We start from the raw sequence: 19,715 nt of genomic DNA, 5'->3' as shown, positions 1-19,715 counted from the left end.
CCGGCCCCTGACCTCCGGCCGTCGGCATCGCACGTCTGCCGTCCCGTCGTTTGCCGTCCCGTCATTCAGGAGAGGCCGAGGTCGTTCCTGATGAAATCCAGCACCTCGGCGGCCGTGGCGGAGGCCAGCCTGCCCGCGCCGTCACCGTTGTCCGCCGGGGCGTCGGACTCGTTCCACTTCAGGAGGAGGGCCTGCAGCCGGGTCGTCACCCTCGCCCGGACCTCATGGTCCCCGTCCACCTGCGACAGAGCCGCTTCCAGCCTGTCGAGCTCCGCCAGCACCGGAGCCACCCGCGCCGCGCCGCCGTTGCACAGCACCTGCTCCCGGACGTACGTGGCGAGTTCGTCGGGGGTGGGGTGGTCGAAGACGAGGGTGGCGGGGAGCCGGAGACCGGTGGCGGCGTTGAGCCTGTTGCGGAGCTCGACCGCGGTCAGGGAGTCGAAGCCCAGGCCGCGGAAGTGCGCGCCGGGATGGACCGAGCCCGGATCGTCGCGGCCCAGCACGAGAGCGGCGTGAGAGCGGACCAGCGAGAGCAGGATCTCGTGCTGCTCGGCTGTGTCCTGACCGTTGAGGCGGGCACGCAGGGGGGACGGCCCGGTGGCGGGCGCGGGGCGCGCCCGCCGGGCCATGGATCCGGCCAGGCCCCGGTACAGGGGCGGCACGGTCGGCGAGCCGGGACGCGGATCGGGCGGGTCGAGGCGGGCGGGGATGAGGACGGGGCGGTGGTGGCCGAGGGCGGCGTCGAAGAGGTCGAGCGCTTGCCCGGTGGCGAGGGGTGTGACGCCGAGCCGGGCCAGACGGGCGCGGTCGGTCTGGTCCAGGTGCCCGGTCATGCCGCTGGTCTGCTCCCATAGCCCCCACGCCAGCGACACCGCCGGAAGCCCCGAGCCGCGTCGGTGGTGGGCGAGCGCGTCCAAGAAGGCGTTGGCCGCGGCGTAGTTGCCCTGCCCGGGCGAGCCGAGAAGGCCGGCCACCGAGGAGAAGAGGACGAACGCGGCCAGGTCGGCGTGGCGGGACAGGGTGTGCAGGTGCCAGGCGGCATCGGCCTTGGCGGCCAGGGCGGTGTCGAGATGGCGGGGCGTGAGGGACCCGAGGGTGGCATCGTCGACGACCCCCGCCGCGTGGATGACGGCGGTCAGCGGGCGCTCGGCGGGGATCGCCTCCAGGAGCCGGGCGGCCGCCGCGCGGTCGCCGAGATCGCAGGCGGCGATGGTCACCCGCGCGCCCAGCTCGGTCAGTTCCCGTCGCAGCTCCCCGGCGCCCGGGGCGTCGGGGCCGCGCCGGCCGGCCAGCAGCAGATGGCGGGCGCGCCCGGTGCCCGCCAGGTGGCGGGCGAGGGCGGCTCCCAGGGTGCCCGTACCGCCGGTGATCAGCACAGTGCCCTCGGGGTTCCAGCCGGCCGGGAGGGTGAGCACGTTCTTTCCGATGTGGTGGCCCTGCTGGAGGTGGCGGAAGGCGTGCTCCGCCTGCCGGATGTCCCAACAGGTCGTCGGCAGGGGCGCCAGGACACCCCGCTCGAACAGTTCCAGCACGGTGTGCAGGATCTGCCCGACCCGCTCCGGCCCGGCCTCCATCAGGTCGTACGCCCGGTAGAGCACGCCCGGATGGTCCAGCGACACCCGCCGTGGGTCACGGATGTCGCTCTTGCCCATCTCCAGGAACCGGCCGCCGTCACGGGCCACCAGGCGCAGCGAGGCGTCGACGAACTCGTGGGCCAGGCAGTCCAGGACGACGTCGATCCCCTGCCCGCCACGGGTCGCCGCGAAGCGCTGCTCGAACTCCAGCGTGCGCGATGACGCCAGATGGTCTTCATCGATGCCCTGCGCGCGCAGGATGTGCCACTTGCCGGGACTTGCGGTGGCGTACACCTCGGCCCCCAGGTGGCGCGCCAGTTGTACGGCGGCCATGCCCACACCGCCGGCCGCGGCATGGATCAGCACCGATTCCCCCGGCCGCAGGCGCGCCAGATCGACCAGGCCGTGGTAGGCGGTGGCGAAGGCGACGGGGACCGACGCGGCCTGGGCGAACGACCAGCCGTCGGGGATCCGCGCCAGGGTCGCCCGCTCGGCCACGGCCACCGGGCCGAACGCCGCGGGGAACGTCCCCATCACCCGGTCCCCGGGCGCGAGGTCGCGGACCTCTGCCCCGACCTCGAGGACGATCCCCGCCCCCTCACTGCCCAGCGCCGTCCGTCCGGGAACCACGCCCAGCGCGATCAGCACATCGCGGAAGTTCAGCCCCGCGGCCCGCACCGCGACGCGTACCTCGCATGGGCCGAGCGGCACTGCCGCGGCCGGGGACGCCATGGCGGTCAACCCGTCCAGGCTGCCCGAGCCGGGGCACTCCAACCGCCAGCCTCCCGGCCCCTGCGGCAGGGCCAGACCGCTGTCGTCGGCGCCGTCACCCTGGCGTACCAGGCGCGGGACCAGCGCCCGGCCGCCGCGGACCGCCAGTTGCGGCTCCCCGAGGCCGATCGCGCCGAGCAGCGCTGCCCGGGACTCCTGGGAGCCGTCCACGTCCACCACGGTGAAGCACTCCGGATGCTCCGACTGGCCGGAGCGCACCAGTCCCCAGACCGCCGCCCCCGCCAGGTCCCGCACCGTCTCGCCCGGCCAGGTGGCGACCGCGCCGGAGGTGATCAGCACCAGGTGTGCGTCGGCCGGCCGCTCCTCGCCGAGCCACCGCTGGAGCAGCTCCAGCACCTGCCGGGCCCTTGTGCGCACCGTCTCGGGCTCCGGCTGTTCGCTCGCGCCGCCGGCTCCAGGGGTTTCCTGACAGGCGGCGATGACGATGTCCGGGACGGGAGCGCCCGCCGCCACGGAGCGCACCAGGTCCTCCAGGTCCGCGTAGCGGCCCACGCCGTCCGCCGCGCGCTCGCACCCGGTCGCCGCGGCCTCGAACGCGGGTGCCAGGCCGAGGGCGTCCGGTCCGATCAGCGCACACCGGGGTGGGGCCGGGAGCGGTGCCGGCAGCGGCACATCCGTCCAGTCCAGGCCGAACAACGCGGTGCGCACGGCCGCCTCGGCCCTGCGCAAGGTGTCCCGCGGCACCGGACGCAGCGTCAGCGAGTCCACCGATGCGACCGGCCGACCGGTCGCGTCGGACAGGGCGACGGTCACGGTGTCCGGTCCCAGCCGTCGCAGGCGCACCCGCAGGGCCGACGGGCCCGTCGTACGCAGGGAGACCCCCCGCCAGGCGAACGGCAGGCCCCGATCCGGGCCCCCCAGGCCGTCCGGCGGCCGCGTGCCGTCGGGCTCCACCAGCCACATGGCCTGTAGCGCCGCGTCGAGCAGTGCGGGGTGCAGTCCGAAGCGGGGGGCGTCGCCGACCAGTTGGTCGGGCAGGCGGACCTCCGCCAGCGTCTCCTCACCGTGTCGCCATGCCGCCTCCAGCCCCTGGAAGGCTGCCCCGTACCCGAAGTCCGCCTCGGCGAACCGGTCGTAGACCCCGGTCATGTCCAAGGGCTCCGCGCCCGCCGGCGGCCAGGCCGCGGCCCACGACCCGAACGGCTCGTCGCCCCCCAAGGCGTGGCCACCGCGACCGGCGCCTTCTTCTGGCCCGACATCGCGGACCGCCGCCAGCGTGCCTTCGGCGTGCCGTGTCCACGCACCGCGCACGGCGGAGCTCCCGTCGCTCCGCTCGCTCCGGGCGCCGTCCGCCGGCCGGGCGTGGATGCTCAGCGCACGGCGGCCGGACTCGTCGGCGGCCCCCACCGCCACCTGTAGCACCACCTCACCGTCGGCGGGCAGGGGGAGCGGTGTGTGCAGGGTCAGCTCCGCCACACGATCGCAGCCCACGTGTGCCCCGGCCCGCAGCGCCAGTTCCACGAAGGCGGTGCCCGGCAGCAGAACGGTGCCGGCGATGACATGGCCGGCCAGCCAGGGGTGCGTACGCGGCGACAGCCTGCCGGTCAACAGACAGCCGTCGCCCTCCGCGAGCGCCACGGCGGCGCCGATCAGCGGGTGCTCCGCCGCGTCGAGCCCCGCGGCCGTCACATCGCCGACCGCCGCCGGGGCCGGCAGCCAGTAGCGCCGGTGCCGGAAGGCATAGGTGGGCACGTCGATCTGGCGTGGTGTCGGCTGCGGCCGTGCGGCGTAGTGGCGCTGCCAGGCGACCGGGCGGCTGTGGGCGTGGACCGCGGCGAGCGCGGTGAGGACGCTGCGCGTCTCGCACCGCTCCGGATGGAGCAGGGAGACGGCCACAGGATCGTGCGCGGCGAGGTTGTGGTGGACGAGGGCGGTGAGAGTGGCGTCGGGGCCGAGTTCGAGGAACGTGGTCACGCCACGGGCGTGAAGCCGCTCCACGGCCCGCCCGTAGTGGACGGTGCGCCGGGCCTGGAGCGGCCAGAACGCGGCGGTGCACGGGTCCTCGTCCGGCGCGGGCGCCGTGCGCGAGTCGACGTCGGCCCGCGGCGCGGGCGTGTCGTCGCCGCTGTCCGCCGACGCGGTGACGAGGGGAGTGTGCGGCCGGTGGTAGGTGAGGGTCTCGGCGGTGCGCCGGATCGCGCCGAGCAGCGGTTCCATGTGGGGGGAGTGGAAGGCGCCGCTGACCTGGAGGGGAGTGACCTTCCTGCCCTGCGTGCGGAAGCCGTCGGCGACCTGGTGCACGGCGTCGTGGTCGCCGGTGATGACCAGGGAGGCGGGGGCGTTGACCGCGGCGATGCCGACCCGGTCGGCCAGCTCGGCGAGCCGGGGCCGCAGCTCCGCTTTGGTGGCCTCGACGGCGACCATGGCTCCGGCGGCCGGAAGGTCCCGCATGGCGCGGGCGCGAGCCGCCACCAGCGCCGCGGCGTCGGGCAGGCTGAGGATGCCCGCCAGATGGGCGGCGGTCAGCTCGCCCAGGGAGTGGCCGGCCAGGTAGTCGGGGGTGAGCCCGAACTCCTCGGTGACCATGTGGTGCAGCGCGGTCTGGAGGGCGAAGAGGGCCGGCTGGGCGTAGCCGGTCCGGTGCAGCAGCGCCGACGCCTCGCTCTTCTCGTCGGCGAACATCACCTCCATCAGGGGGCGCTCCAGATGTGGGTCCAGATGGGCGCACACCTCGTCGAGCGCCCTGGCGAATGCCGCGGATGAGCGGTAGAGCACGTGGCCCATGCGGGGGCGCTGGGTGCCCTGTCCCGAGCACACGAAGGCGACCTTGCCCTGCCGCCCCACCGCCGCGCCCTGGATGACCGCGCCATCGGGCGCGCCCGCCGCCAGGCCGTCCAGGGCGCGCCGGAAGTCGTCGTGGCCGGTGCCGAGGAGCACGGCCCGGTGTTCGAACACCGCCCGTCCGGCGGCGAGGGAGTACCCCACGTCGGCGGGGTCGGCATCCGGGTGCTCGGCCACATACGCCCGCAACTTCCGGGCCTGGGCCCGCAGGGCGTCCTCGGACCTGGCGGAGATGGGCCAGGGGATCGGGGACGCGTCCGGCTCCGGCGCCGCGGTGGCTTCCGCGGGGGTCTCCGACCGCGGCGCCTGTTCCAGGATCACATGGGCATTGGTGCCGCTCACGCCGAAGGACGACACCCCCGCCCGCCGGGGGCGCCCGGTGTCCGGCCACGGCTGGTCCTCGGTCAGCAGCCGTACCGCACCCGAGGACCAGTCCACATGCGGCGAGGACCCGGACACATGCAAGGTACGCGGCAACACCCCGTGCCGCAGCGCCAGCACCATCTTGATGACCCCGGCGATGCCGGCGGCCGACTGGGTGTGCCCGATGTTGGACTTGACCGTACCGAGCCACAGCGCCCGGTCGGCCGGCCGCCCCTGCCCGTATGTGGCGAGCAGGGCCTGGGCCTCGATCGGATCGCCGAGCGTCGTACCCGTGCCGTGCGCCTCGACCGCGTCCACCTCGGCCGCGGCGACCCCCGCGGCGGCCAGGGCGGCCCGGATGACCCGCTGCTGCGAGGGGCCGTTCGGGGCCGTCAGTCCATTGCTGGCACCGTCCTGGTTGATGGCGCTGCCGCGCACGAGGGCCAGCACACGATGGCCGTTGCGCCGCGCGTCCGACAGCCGCTCCACCACGACCACGCCCACGCCCTCGCCCCAGCCGGTGCCATCGGCCGTGGCGGAGAACGCCTTGCACCTGCCGTCCGCCGCCAGGCCCCGCTGACGGGAGAACTCCACGAAGTTGAACGGGGTCATCATGACCGTGACGCCGCCCGCCAGGGCCAGCGAGCATTCGCCGGCCCGGAGCGACTGGCAGGCCAGATGGAGCGCCACGAGGGAGGACGAGCAGGCGGTGTCGATGCTGACCGCCGGGCCTTCCAGGCCGAGCGCGTACGAGACGCGCCCCGAGGCCACGCTGTTGGTGCTGCCCGTCAGCGCGTAGCCCTCCCACAGCTCTGACAGCTCCGCGGGCGCCTGCCGCAGATGCGCGGTGAAGTCCTGGGCGTTGCTGCCGGTGAAGACGCCCGTCGGGCTGCCTTGGAGATCGCGGGGGTTGATCCCGGCTCGTTCGATGGCCTCCCAGGACGTCTCCAGGAGCAGCCGCTGCTGGGGATCCGTCGCAGCCGCCTCCCGCGGGCTGATCCCGAAGAACTCCGGGTCGAAGTCGCCCGCGTCATTCAGGAAGGCGCCCTGTCGGCTGTACGAGGTGCCCGGCCGGTCCGGATCGGGGTCGAAGAGTCTCGTCAGGTCCCAGCCCCGGTCGGTCGGGAAGTCTCCGACGGCGTCCCGGTGCGCGGTGACGAACTCCCACAGGTCCTCGGGGGAGCCGATCCCGCCGGGATAGCGGCAGGCCCAGCCGACGATGGCGATGGGTTCGGCGGGGTCCGGCGCACCGTGTGCCGCACCGGACGAGCGGCCGCTCACGGCCGTGGCGCCCGTTGCGCCGGCCGTCCCCCCGGCACCGTCCGGGCCCGTCGGCGCCAACCGCGTCAGCAGGTCCGCCGCGAGCCTGTCCGGCCTCGGATGGTCGAAGGCGAGGGTGGTCGGCAGGCGCAGCCCGGTGGCCACCGTGAGGCGGTTGCGGAACTCGATGGCCGTAACCGATGTGAATCCCAGGTCGCGGAAGGCCCGGTCCGTCTCGATCGCCTGGGCCGTGGAGTGCCCGAGGACGGCGGCCGTGTGGGAGCTGATGAGGTCGAGGAGCGTTTGGTGCCGCTCGGCCGGGGTCTGGCCCGCCAGGCGGGCGCGAAGGCTCGCGGAGGCGTCGGCCGTCTCGTCTCCGCCGTCGGCGGCGGCCGGTGCCGGGCGGCGGCTCCCCGGGATGTCGCGGGTGTGCGGCGCCGGCTTGAGCTTCTTCCAGTCGACATCGGCGACGACGAGCTGGGCGTAGGGCGAGACGACGGCCCGCTCCAGGGCGGCCAGTGCCAGGTGTGGCGGCATGGGAGGAAAGCCGCGGTTGCGAAGGTATGTCTGCGCGGGCTGTGTGTTCGCGAGCCCGTCGCCGTCCCAGTTGCCCCAGGCGATGGAGGTGGCGGTGAGCCCCCGGGCCCGGCGGTGCTGGGCGAGGGCGTCCAGGTAGGCGTTGGCGGCCGCGTAGTTGGCCTGGCCGGCGGCGCCGAAGGGCGCCGCGGCGGAGGAGAAGAGGACGAACGCGTCGAGGGGGTGGTGCTGGGCGAGGGCGTGCAGGTGGTGTGCGGCGTGGGACTTGGGCCCCAGGGCGGTGGCGAGGTGGTCCGGGGTCTGTGCGGTGAGGGTGCTGTCGTCCAGCACGGCCGCGGTGTGGATGACCGCGGAGAGGGGGCGGTCCGAGGGGATACCGGTGAGGAGATCTGCGAGCGCACCGGGGTCGGCCACGTCACACGCGGCGAGGGTCGCGGTGGCGCCGAGTTCGGTGAGCCGGTCACGGAGCGCGGTGGCGCCGGGGGCGTCGGGTCCTTGCCGACTCACCAGCAGCAGATGGCAGTCGGGGTGATGTTCGGCGATCCGGTGCGCGACGCGGGAGCCGAGGGCTCCGGTGCCGCCGGTGATGAGGACGGTGCCGCGGGGCGTCCACAGCCGGGCGTCCTCCGGTGCGGCGGTGGCCGTGGAGGGCGTCCGGGCCAGGCGCCGGGTGCGTGGGCCGGTGGCGCGCAGCGCGAGTTCGTCTTCGTCGTGACAGGTGGTCAGCGCCGTGATGAGGCTGCCGAGGACCTGCTCGGTCAGGGCCGTGGGAAGGTCGACGAGCCCGCCCCAGAGATCGGGGTGTTCGAGGGCGGCGGTGCGTCCCAGCCCCCAGACCATCGCCTGGAGGGGGTGATCGAGCATGTCCGCGGGCGAGGTGGCGACGGCCTCGTGGGTGGCACACCACAGACGTGGCGCGATGTCCTCGCGTGCGATGAGCGCCTGGATCAGCCTGAGGGTGAGGGCGGTGCCGACGGGCACCTCCGGGTGAACCGGATGCGGTTTCTCGTCGAGGGCGAGCAGCGAGAGCACGCCGCTGACGGCTGGGGCATCGCTCGCGATCGCCTGTGCGAGGTGCCGCTCCAGCAGTGGGAGATCGGTATGGGTGGTGTCGAGGATGAGCGTGGTGGTGGGCAGACCCTGACGTTCCAGAGCGTTCAGGACGGCACTGACGTGGGGGTGGTCGGCCCGCCCGGAGGAGATCGCGACAAGCCATCGGCCGGACGGCCGGGGCCGTGCGCCGGCCAGACTGACCGGCTTCCAGATGTCGCGGTAGCACCAGGTGTCGGTGATGGCCTGGTCCCGGCGCCGACCGTGCCAGGCGGACAGAGCCGGCAGCAGCGCGTCCAGCGAGGCACCCGGCTCGACGTCGAGGAGCGCGGCGACGGCGTTCGCGTCCTCGCCTTCGACGGCCTCCCAGAAGCGGGCCGCGGCGAGATCCGAACCCGCCTCCTTGCCCCCGGCGGACTGTGGCTCCATGTCCTCGGTGGGGTTGTGGAGCCAGTAGTGGTGGTGTTGGAAGGGGTAGGTGGGGAGGTCGATGTGGTGTGGGGTGGGGTGGTGGGTTGTTTGGTAGTGGTGTTGCCAGTTGATGGTGTGGCCGTGGGTGTGTGCGTGGGCGAGGTTGGTGAGGATGTGGTGGGTGTCGTCGTGGTCGCGGTGGAGTGAGGGGATGACGGTGGTGGTGTGGTCGGTGGCTTTGGTGGTTTCGGGGGTTTCGGTGGTGGTTGTGATGGCGGGGGTGAGTGTGGGGTGTGGGCTGACTTCGATGTAGGTGTGGTGGCCGGTTTCGGTGAGGGTGTGGATGGCGTTGGCGAACTGTACTGGGCTGCGGAGGTTGCGGTACCAGTAGTCGGCGTCGAGTTCGGTGGGGTCGGCCCATCGGTTGTCGACGGTGGAGTAGAAGGGGATGGTGGCGGGTTGGGGGTGGATGTCGTCGAGGAGGGTCAGGAGGGAGTCTTTGACCGTGTCGATGTGGGGGCAGTGGGAGGCGTAGTCGACGGGGATGCGTTTGGCTCGTACGTTGTGGGTGTGGTAGTGGTCGAGTGCTTCTTGGAGTGCGTCGGTGTCGCCTGAGATGACGGTTGTTGTGGGGGCGTTGGTGGCGGCTACCCATAGTCGGTTGGGCCAGTGGGTGTGGAGGAGTTCGGCGACGTGGTCTGGGGGTTGGGGGACGGAGGCCATGGCTCCGGCGCCTTGGACGGTGTGGAGGGCTTGGCTGCGCAGGGCGATGATTTTGGCTGCGTCTTGGAGTGTGAGGGCGCCGCAGATGTGGGCGGCGGCGATTTCGCCTTGGGAGTGGCCGAGGACGGCGTCCGGTTCGATGCCGTAGGAGCGCCATAGTGCGGCCAGGGACACCATGATGGAGAACAGAACGGGCTGGATGACGTCGGCGTGTTGCCATACGGGGTCGTCGGCGGGTCGGTGGAGGATGTCGGTGAGTGACCAGTCGACGTAGGGGGCGAGGGCTTGTTCGCAGGCGGTTATCTGTTGGGTGAAGGCGGGTGAGGTGTGGAGTAGTCGTAGTCCCATGCCGGCCCATTGGCCGCCTTGTCCGGGGAAGACGAAGACGGTGCGGCCGGGGGTGGTGGTGGGGTTGGTTGTTTGGTGGAGTGTGGGGTGGGGTTGGCCGGTGGCGAGGGCGTCGAGGCTGTGGAGGAGTTGTTCGCGGTGGGAGCCGATGATGACGGCGCGGTGGTTGAAGGTGGCGCGGCCGGTGGCGAGGGTGTGGCCGATGTCGGCGGGGTCGAGTTGTGGTCGGGTGGTGAGGTGTGTGTGCAGGCGGCGGGCTTGGTCGCGTAGTGCTTGTGGTGTCTTTGCCGAGAGCGCCCAGGGCAGGACGGACCCCGCCGCGGCGGGATCCCTCTCGGGGGCCTGCGTGGACGATGGCGTTGCCGGTGGCGCCTGCTCGAGGATGACATGAGCGTTCGTCCCGCTGATGCCGAAGGAGGAGACGCCCGCCCGCCGTGGGCGCCCCTCAGGTGGCCAGGGCACGGGCTCGGTGAGCAGCCGGATCGTACCGCCCGACCAGTCGACTTGCGAAGACGGCGGGTGCGCGTGGAGCGTGGCGGGGAGAGTCTCGTACTGAAGGGCCGTGACCATCTTGATGACCCCGCCCACGCCGGCCGCTGCCTGGGCGTGTCCGATATTGGACTTGAGCGAGCCGAGCCACAGCGGCCGGTCGTCCGCGCGCTCCTGGCCGTAGGTCGCCAGGAGCGCCTCTACCTCGATGGGGTCGCCGAGTGGTGTACCGGTCCCGTGCCCCTCGACGGCGTCGACGTCGGAGGGGGAGAGGCCGGCGTTGGCGAGTGCCTGGCGGATGACGCGTTCCTGTGAGGGGCCGTTGGGCGCGGTGAGCCCGTTGCTGGCTCCGTCCTGGTTGACCGCGGAGCCCCCTACCACGGCTAGGACGGGGTGCCCGAGCCGTCGCGCGTCCGACAGCCGCTCCAGCAGCAGGATCCCCGCGCCCTCGGCCCAGCCGGTGCCGTCCGCCCCGGCCCCGTACGACTTGCAGCGCCCGTCCACCGCCAGCCCCCGCTGCCGGGAGAACTCCACGAAGGTTCCCGGCGTGGACATCACGGTCACCCCGCCGGCCAGGGCCAGCGAGCACTCCCCGGCCCGCAGCGCCTGGCTCGCCAGATGCAGGGCGACCAGGGACGAGGAGCACGCCGTGTCGACTGTCACGGCGGGGCCTTCGAAGCCGAAGGTGTAGGCCACCCTGCCCGAGACGACGCTGCCCGAGGTGCCGGTCAGCAGATATCCCTCCACCTCCTCCGGGGCCACGCGGGTGTGCGGGCCGTAGTCGTGGTACATGACTCCCGCGAAAACTCCGGTTTGGCTGCCCCGTAGCAGTGCGGGGTCGATGCCCGCCCTTTCGAAGGACTCCCAGGCGATTTCCAGAAGCAGGCGTTGCTGGGGGTCCATCGCGAGTGCTTCGCGCGGGCTGATGTCGAAGAACGAGGCGTCGAACTGCCCCGCGTCGTAGAGGAAGCCACCGTTCCGGGTGTAGCTGCTGCCGGGCTGCTCGTGATCGGGGCTGTACAGCGTTTCGAGATCCCACCCGCGGTCCGTCGGGAAATCGCCGATGACATCGGCTCGGCTGGCGACGAGTTGCCAGAGGTCCTGCGGGGTCCGGACCTCTCCGGGATAGCGACAGGCCATGCCGATGATGGCGATGGGCTCGTCGCCGGTGGTGGCTGTGGTGGCTGTGGTGGCTGCGGTGCGAGCGGTTGGCGCGGCGGTGGATTCCTCGCTGTCTTTCTGGAGTCGGGCTTGAAGGTGGTCGGCCAGGGCGGCCGGGGTGGGGTGGTTGAAGACCAGGGTGGAGGGGAGGCGCAGGCCGGTCGCTTCGTTCAGGTGGTTGCGGAGTTCGACGCCGGTGAGGGAGTCGAAGCCGAGGTCGCGGAAGGAGCGCTCGGGGTGGATCGTGTCCGGGTCGGCATGGCCCAGGACGCCGGCGATGTGGCTTTGGACGAGGGTGAGCAGGGCCTGGCGCCGTTGCTCGGGGGCCTGCTGGGTGAGGCTGTCGCGGAACGCGACGCCGACGGCGGGTGCATGGCCGCCGGCGCGGGCGAGCCGCTCGAAGAGAGGCGACGGGGGCAGGGCGGCGCGGTTGAGACGGGTGGGGATGAGGGCGGGGTGATGGGTGGTGTGGACGGCGTCGTAGAGGGCCAGCGCCGTGGCCGTGGTGAGGGGAGTGAGGCCGGTCCGGTGGAAGCGGTGGCGATCCCCGGTGGTGAGGTGACCGGTGATACCGCTGGTCTCCGCCCATAGCCCCCAGCCGAGGGAGAGCGCGGGCAGACCCTGGGCGCGGCGGTGGTGTGCCAGGGCGTCGAGGAAGGCGTTGGCGGCGGCGTAGTTGGCCTGGCCCGGGGCGCCGACGGCGGCGGCGACGGAGGAGAACAGGACGAATGCCGACAGGTCCTCATGGCGGGTGAGTTCGTGCAGATGGAGGGCGGCGTCGACTTTGGGGGTGAGGACGGTGTCGAGCTGGTGGGGCGTGAGGGAGGTGATGGTCGCGTCGTCGAGGACGCCGGCGGTATGGATGACGGCGGTGAGGGGGCGGGAGTCGGGGATGGAGCGAAGGAGGCCGGCCAGGGCGGTGCGGTCGCTGACATCGCAGGCGGCGATGGTGACCTGGGCGCCCAGCTCGGTGAGCGAGGCGTGCAGCCGGTCGGCGCCGGAGGCATCGGGTCCGCGCCGACTGACGAGGAGCAGGTGCCGTACGCCGTGGTGGGTGACCAGGTGGTGGGCGAGGGCGGAGGCGAGCGTGCCGGTGCCGCCGGTGATCAGAGTGGTGCCGTCGGGGTGGGGCGGTGTGGGGAGGACGAGGACGTTCTTACCGATGTGCGCGCCGTCCTGGAGCTGGTGGACGGCGTCCGGGTGCCGGCGGATGTCCCACGCGGCCACCGGCAGCGGCGCCAGGACACCTTGCTCGAAGAGATCCAGGACGGTATGGAGGATCTCCTTGACGCGGCGGCCTTCGGCCTCGGCAAGGTCGCAGATCTGGTAGCGGACTCCGGAGTCTTCCTCCGTGACCGGCCGGATGCCGCGGGCATCGCCCACTTTCAGGAACCGGCCGAGCGGGGCGCACAGGCGTAAGGACGCCTCGGCCGACTCCGCGGCGTCGGCGCGCTCCCGGGCGAGGCAGTCGACGACGACATCGATGCCGTGCTCCTCGGCGGTGGCACAGACCTCTGCTCCCAGGCGACGGGCCAACTGCACCGCGGCCATGCCCACTCCATCGGCGTCGGCACGCACCAGTACCGACTCGCCCGCGCGCAGGCCGGCCAGGTCCACGAGACCGTAGTAGGCGGTGGTGAAGGCGACGGGGATCGACGCCGCCTCGGCGAAGGTCCAGCCATCGGGGATGCGGGCCAGGCAGTCCCGCTCGGCGACGGCGATCGGCGCGAAGGCTTCGGGGAACACGCCCAGCACCCGGTCACCGACGGCCAGGTCCGCCACCCCGGGGCCGACCTCCAGGACCACACCCGCGCCCTCGCGGCCCGGCTCGGGCGAACGCCGCCCTGGCTGTGCCGGGTCGAGTGCGGGAGGTACGTCACGCAAGCCGAGACCCGCGGCACGTACGCCGACACGGACTCGTCCCTCGCCCAGGGGCGCCGTCGCAGCCGTCGGCGAGACCGTGCCGGGCCCGTCCCTCCCGGGCCGCTCCCCACCGCCGGCATCGGCGTGCACCAGCCGTGCCGCCCGCATCTCACCCGCCCGCAGCGCGAGCTGCGGCTCGCCCGTGCCCAGGGCGGCGGTGAACACGGCGCGCGAGTCCTCGTGACCGTCGTAGTCCACGAGGCCGAGGCGGCCGGGGTGTTCGGACTGGGCGGACCGCACCAGTCCCCACACCGCCGCACCCGCCAGATCCGGGATGTCCTCCTCCGCGGCCGCGGCGGCGGCCCCGCGCGTCACGACGACCAGCCTGGCGGCCGTGCATCGCTCATCCGCGAGCCAGCGCTGGAGCACGCCCAGCACTCGGCCGGTGGACACGCGCACCGCCTCCGGCAGGGCCGTGCCGTCCGGCGGCGTGCTGTCGTCCGGGACGGCGCCTTCCGCGCCACCTCCCGCAGCGTTCCGCGCGGCACCCGCGGCCAGCAGCACCACATCGGGCAGCCGCTCGCCCGCGTCCAAGGCCGCCGCCAGCGCGTCGAAGTCCCGGTACGCCGCGGTGGCCTCGGTTGCCGCAGCCGGCTCAAAGGGGGCCGTGCCCAGCACCGCGCAACCCAACGGGCCCACCGGCGCCGTGGGCTGCCGAAGCGTCTCCCACTCGATCCCGAACAGCGAGTCCTCCGGGCCCGCCCCACCGGCGGCCCGCAGCTCGTCCATGGACACCGGGCGCAGCGTGAGCGATGCGAGGTGGGCCACAGGCCGGCCGGAACGGTCAGTGATGTCCAGCGATACGGCATCGGGATCCTGGGCCGCCCGCGCCGGGGACAGCCGTACGCGGGCGGCCGTGACCCCGGTGGTGTGGAGCGTGACGCCGGAGAACGCGAAGGGAAGGGCCGACTGGAGCACGCCGCCGGTCGAGGTGAGCGCGGTGGCGTGGAGCGCGGCGTCGAGCAGGGCGGGATGGAGGCCGTACCTCCCGGCGTCGTGCGCGCTGTCGGGTGGCAGGTGCAGTTCACCGAGGATGGTGTCACCGTGCCGCCAGGCGGCGCCAAGTCCCCGGAAGAGCGGCCCGTAGTCGAAGCCGACGTCCGCCAGCCGTGGGTAGAGGTCGTTGAGGTCGATGGGCTCGGCGCCGGGCGGGGGCCAGCGGGTCGCGGGCGGTTGCTCCGTGATCTGGGTACGGGTGAGGCTGCCCGTGGCGTGCCGGGTCCAGGTGGCGTCCGTGCGGGAGTAGACGGCGATGGCCCTGCGTCCGGTTTCGTCCGGCGCGCCGACGGCGATCTGCAGCGTGGTCGTGCCACCGCCAGAGGGGAGGACGAGAGGGGTGTGGAGCGTGAGCTCCTCGACGTGCGGGTGCCCGGTGTGGCGGCCGGCGTGGAGGGCGAGTTCGAGAAAGGCGGTACCGGGCAGCAGGACGCCGCCGCCGACGGTGTGGTCGGCGAGCCAGGGGTGAGTGGCCAGGGAGAGCCGACCGGTGAGCCGGTAGCCGTCCTCGTCGGCCAGCTCCAAGGCTGCGGTGAGCAGAGGGTGATCGGCCCGCGTGAGCCCGGCCGCGGCGAGGTCACCGGCAGGGGCCGAGTCGTGGAGCCAGTAGTGGTGGTGTTGGAAGGGGTAGGTGGGGAGGTCGATGTGGTGTGGGGTGGGGTGGAGGGTTGTTTGGTAGTGGTGTTGCCAGTTGATGGTGTGGCCGTGGGTGTGTGCGTGGGCGAGGTTGGTGAGGATGTGGTGGGTGTCGTCGTGGTCGCGGTGGAGTGAGGGGATGACGGTGGTGGTGTGGTCGGTGGCTTTGGTGGTTTCGGGGGTTTCGGTGGTGGTTGTGATGGCGGGGGTGAGTGTGGGGTGTGGGCTGACTTCGATGTAGGTGTGGTGGCCGGTTTCGGTGAGGGTGTGGATGGCGTTGGCGAACTGTACTGGGCTGCGGAGGTTGCGGTACCAGTAGTCGGCGTCGAGTTCGGTGGGGTCGGCCCATCGGTTGTCGACGGTGGAGTAGAAGGGGATGGTGGCGGAGCGCGGGACGATGCCGTGCAGCAGGTCCGCCAGCCGCTCGGCCACGGCGTCCATGTGGGGGCAGTGGGAGGCGTAGTCGACGGGGATGCGTTTGGCTCGTACGTTGTGGGTGTGGTAGTGGTCGAGTGCTTCTTGGAGTGCGTCGGTGTTGCCTGAGATGACGGTTGTTGTGGGGGCGTTGGTGGCGGCTACCCATAGTCGGTTGGGCCAGTGGGTGTGGAGGAGTTCGGCGACGTGGTCTGGGGGTTGGGGGACGGAGGCCATGGCTCCGGCGTCTTGGACGGTGTGGAGGGCTTGGCTGCGCAGGGCGATGATTTTGGCTGCGTCTTGGAGTGTGAGGGCGCCGCAGATGTGGGCGGCGGCGATTTCGCCTTGGGAGTGGCCGAGTACGGCGTCCGGTTCGATGCCGTAGGAGCGCCATAGTGCGGCCAGGGACACCATGATCGAGAAGAGGGCGGGCTGGATGATGTCGGCGCGTTGCCACATCGCGTCGTTCTCGCCGCGGCGCAGCACTTCCGTCAGTGACCAGTCGACATAGGGGGCGAGGGCCTGTTCGCAGGCAGCCATCTGCTGGGTGAAGATGGGTGAGGTGTGGAGTAGTCGTAGTCCCATGCCGGCCCATTGGCCGCCTTGTCCGGGGAAGACGAAGACGGTGCGGCCGGGGGTGGTGGTGGGGTTGGTTGTTTGGTGGAGTGTGGGGTGGGGTTGGCCGGTGGCGAGGGCGTCGAGGCTGTGGAGGAGTTGTTCGCGGTGGGAGCCGATGATGACGGCGCGGTGGTTGAAGGTGGCGCGGCCGGTGGCGAGGGTGTGGCCGATGTCGGCGGGGTCGAGTTGTGGTCGGGTGGTGAGGTGTGTGTGCAGGCGGCGGGCTTGGTCGCGTAGTGCTTGTGGTGTCTTTGCCGAGAGCACCCAGGGCAGGACGGGCTCCGCCGCGATGGGATCCCTCTCGGGGGCCTGCGTGGTCGGCGGCGTTGCCGGGGGCGCCTGCTCGAGGATGACATGAGCGTTCGTCCCACTCACACCGAAGGACGACACGCCCGCTCGGCGCGGGTGGCCGTTCTCCGGCCAGGGCACCGGCTCCGTCAACAGCCGCACCGCCCCCGCCGACCAATCCACGTAATTCGAGGGCTTGTCCACATGCAGAGTGCGCGGCAGCACACCGCGCTGGAGCGCGAGCACCATTTTGATGACCCCGATGACGCCCGCGGCCCACTGGGTGTGTCCGATGTTCGACTTGACCGACCCCAGCCACAGTGGCCGGTCGGCCCGCCGCCCCTGCCCGTAGGCGGCCAGCAGCGCCTGCGCCTCGATCGGATCGCCCAACCGGGTGCCGGTCCCGTGCCCCTCCACCGCGTCGACCTCCGGAGCCGACAGCCCGGCGTTGGCCAGGGCCGCCCGGATGACCTGTTGCTGTGACGGACCGCTGGGCGCCGTGAAGCCGTTGCTCGCCCCGTCCTGGTTGACGGCGGAGCCCCGTACCACCGCCAGCACCCGATGCCCGAGCCGTCGCGCGTCGGACAGGCGCTCGACGAGCAGCATGCCCACGCCCTCGGACCAGCCGGTGCCGTCCGCGGCGGCCGCGTACGCCTTGCAGCGGCCGTCCGGAGCCAGGCCGCGCTGCCGGGAGAACTCGATGAACATGCCGGGAGTCGAGAGGACCGTCGCCCCGCCGGCCAGGGCCAGCGAGCACTCCCCGGCTCGCAGCGCCTGGCTCGCCAGATGCAGGGCGACCAGGGACGAGGAGCACGCCGTGTCCACGGACACCGCCGGCCCTTCCAGACCGAGGACGTAGGAGATCCGCCCCGAGGCGGCGGCGCCGATGTTGCCGGTCAGCAGGTGGCCCTCCAGCTCCGGCGGCGCCTGGTGCATACGGGGGCTGTAGTCGAGCGGGGCCACCCCGACGAACACCCCGGTGCGGCTGCCGCGCAGCGTGGTCGGGTCGATCTGCGCCCGTTCGAGCGCCTCCCACGAGGTCTCGAGGAGCAGCCGCTGCTGGGGATCCATGGCCATGGCCTCGCGTGGCGCGATGCCGAAGAACTCGGCATCGAACGTGTCGGCATCGTGGAGGAAACCCGCTTCGCGCTGGTAGTACGTGCCGGGCCGGGCGGGGTCCGGGTCGTAGAGCTGCCGCGGATCCCAGCCTCGGCCTTCCGGGAAGGGGGAGAGGGCGTCGGCGCCGGTGGCGACCAGTTCCCACAGCTCCTCCGGGGTACGCGCGCCGCCGGGGAAGCGGCCCGCCATGCCGATGACGGCGATCGGCTCGTCGCCGGCCGTGGCTGGACGGGTCGCCGCCGCGGGGCCGGGGTGGCCCTCGGCGCCCGGCCCCTCGCCGCCCTGGTGACCGAAGAGAAGGGAGTGCAGATGGTCGGCGACGGCGGCGGGCGTCGGATGGTCGAAGGCCACGGTGAAGGGCAGCAGCAGTCCTGCGGCGTCGTTCAGGCGATTGCGCAGCGCGACCGCGGCCGCGGAGTCGAAGCCCGAGGCGACGAAGCGCTCCTGCTCCGGGATGCCGTGGCCGGGTGCGTCTGCCTCGGCGACATCCCCGAGGACCTTGGCCGCCTCGATGCTCACCAGCTCGCGCAGCCGCCGCTTCCGTTCCGCGGGGGAGAGCCGGGCAAGCCGCTCCGCCAAGGGGGACCGGCGGGCTTCCGCCAGGTCCGGGGCGTCGGCGAGCTCCACGGACGTGTCCGCGGGCGGCCCGATGGGCAGTTTGATCCGGCGGCCGCCCGGCACGGAGAACGCCGTGTGGTGATCACCCAGTGCGCCCCGTACGTACAGCTCGGCCAGCGCGGTTCGAAAGGACGCGATGGCGGCGTGCCGGCGATGCAGCGTCGGCACGATGACGACAGGCTCGCCGCTGACCACCTCCTCGGCGGTGGCCTGCACACACATGGTCAGCATCGGGTGCGGGCTCAGCTCCACGAAGCAGCGCGTGCCCTGCCGCAGCAGCCCCGTGACGACGCTTTCGAAGCGGACCGTGTCGGCGAGGGTCCGGTGCCAGTAAGCCGCGTCGAGCCCCTGGGTCTCCAGCGGGCCTCCGTCGGCCGAGGAGTGGAACGGCACCCGCGACGCACCCGCGGTGACCGATGACAGCGAGTCGAGCAGGTCGTCCCTGAGGGCGGCCATGGACGGCGAGTGCGTGGCGACATCGATGGCCACCTCACGGGCCCGGACACCGGCACGAGTGAGCTCCGCCAACAGCTCCTCGGCGGCTTGCCGATCGCCGGAGACGACCGTCGCCATGGGGCCGTTGACCGCGGCGATCGTCAGCCTGCCCGGCCACCGTCGCCGCAGCAACGGAAGCAGCTGCGCCTCGGACCGCGCGACCGCGATCAGCGCACCCGACCCGGAGAGCGTCGCCTGGGCCCGGCCGCTCTCGATCACCACGCGTGCCGCGTCGGACAGCGACAGGGCGCCGGAGACACAGGCCGCCGCGATCTCCCCGATGCAGTGCCCCACGACCGTCGTCGGGCTCACCCCGTGAGCTCGCCACAGTTCGGCCAGCCCCACCATGACGGCGAACAGCGTCGGCTGCACCACATCGGTCCGCTCCAGGAGCGGCGCGCCCGCCGCGCCCCGCAGCACCGCCTCCGGTGACCAGGCGACGTACGGCTCGAACGCCTCGGCGCAGGCGTCGATGGCCCGACGGAACACGGGGGACGCCGTCAGCAGGTCCACGGCCATGCCGGGCCACTGGGTGCCCTGGCCGGGGAAGACGAACACGATCCCGTCGCCCGCCGCGGCGGCCGTGCCCCGTACGACACCAGGGGCGTCCTCGCCCCGGGCCACCGCGTCGAGCCCCTGGAGATACCCTTCCCGGTCCGCCGCGATCACCACCGCGCGATGTGTGAGCGCCGGGCCGCTGCTCGCCAGCGTGTGGCCGATGTCTTCCGGACGGAGCCGAGGGTGGTCGGCGACGTGGTCGTGGAGCCGGCGCGCCTGGGCTCGCAGCGCGGTTCCGGTGTGCCCGGAGAGGATCCACGGATGACCGGCCACTGCGCACTCATTCTGAGCTTTGGGCAACCGAACCGTCTCCAAATCGGAAGAGGCAGCAGTCAGAACTGAAGACAAGCGGACGCACCGGGCCGGAAACTCGGTCCGATGGTGGCTCTGCGGCAGAGCTGATGGCTTTGTAGAGCAAAGCGGCAGAGCGGCGGTGGCATCCGACTTGACAGTGCCTCAGGGGACGGTCGAGTCCATCGCGGATGCCGACCGGGTCATCGGGGTCCGGGTCGGCCACCCAGTACGCCTCGATGTGCGGTACGTCGGCGTGCGCGGCGATGT

The 19,715-nt window shown here is 72.6% G+C and carries 1 protein-coding gene; it reads right to left on the bottom strand.

Features of this window, described 5'->3' with window-relative positions; genetic code table 11:
• Nucleotides 1–65: 65 nt before the first annotated feature.
• Nucleotides 66–19,427 (bottom strand): type I polyketide synthase, encoded by a 19,362-nt coding sequence (locus tag ACWY4P_RS03070; protein ID WP_456208534.1) that lies wholly within the window; start codon nt 19,425–19,427, stop codon nt 66–68.
• Nucleotides 19,428–19,715 lie beyond the last annotated feature (288 nt).

The organism is Streptomyces sp. LZ34 (assembly GCF_053890475.1).
Note: the sequence above shows the minus strand (reverse complement) of the source record. Positions and strands in the feature narration are given on the sequence as shown.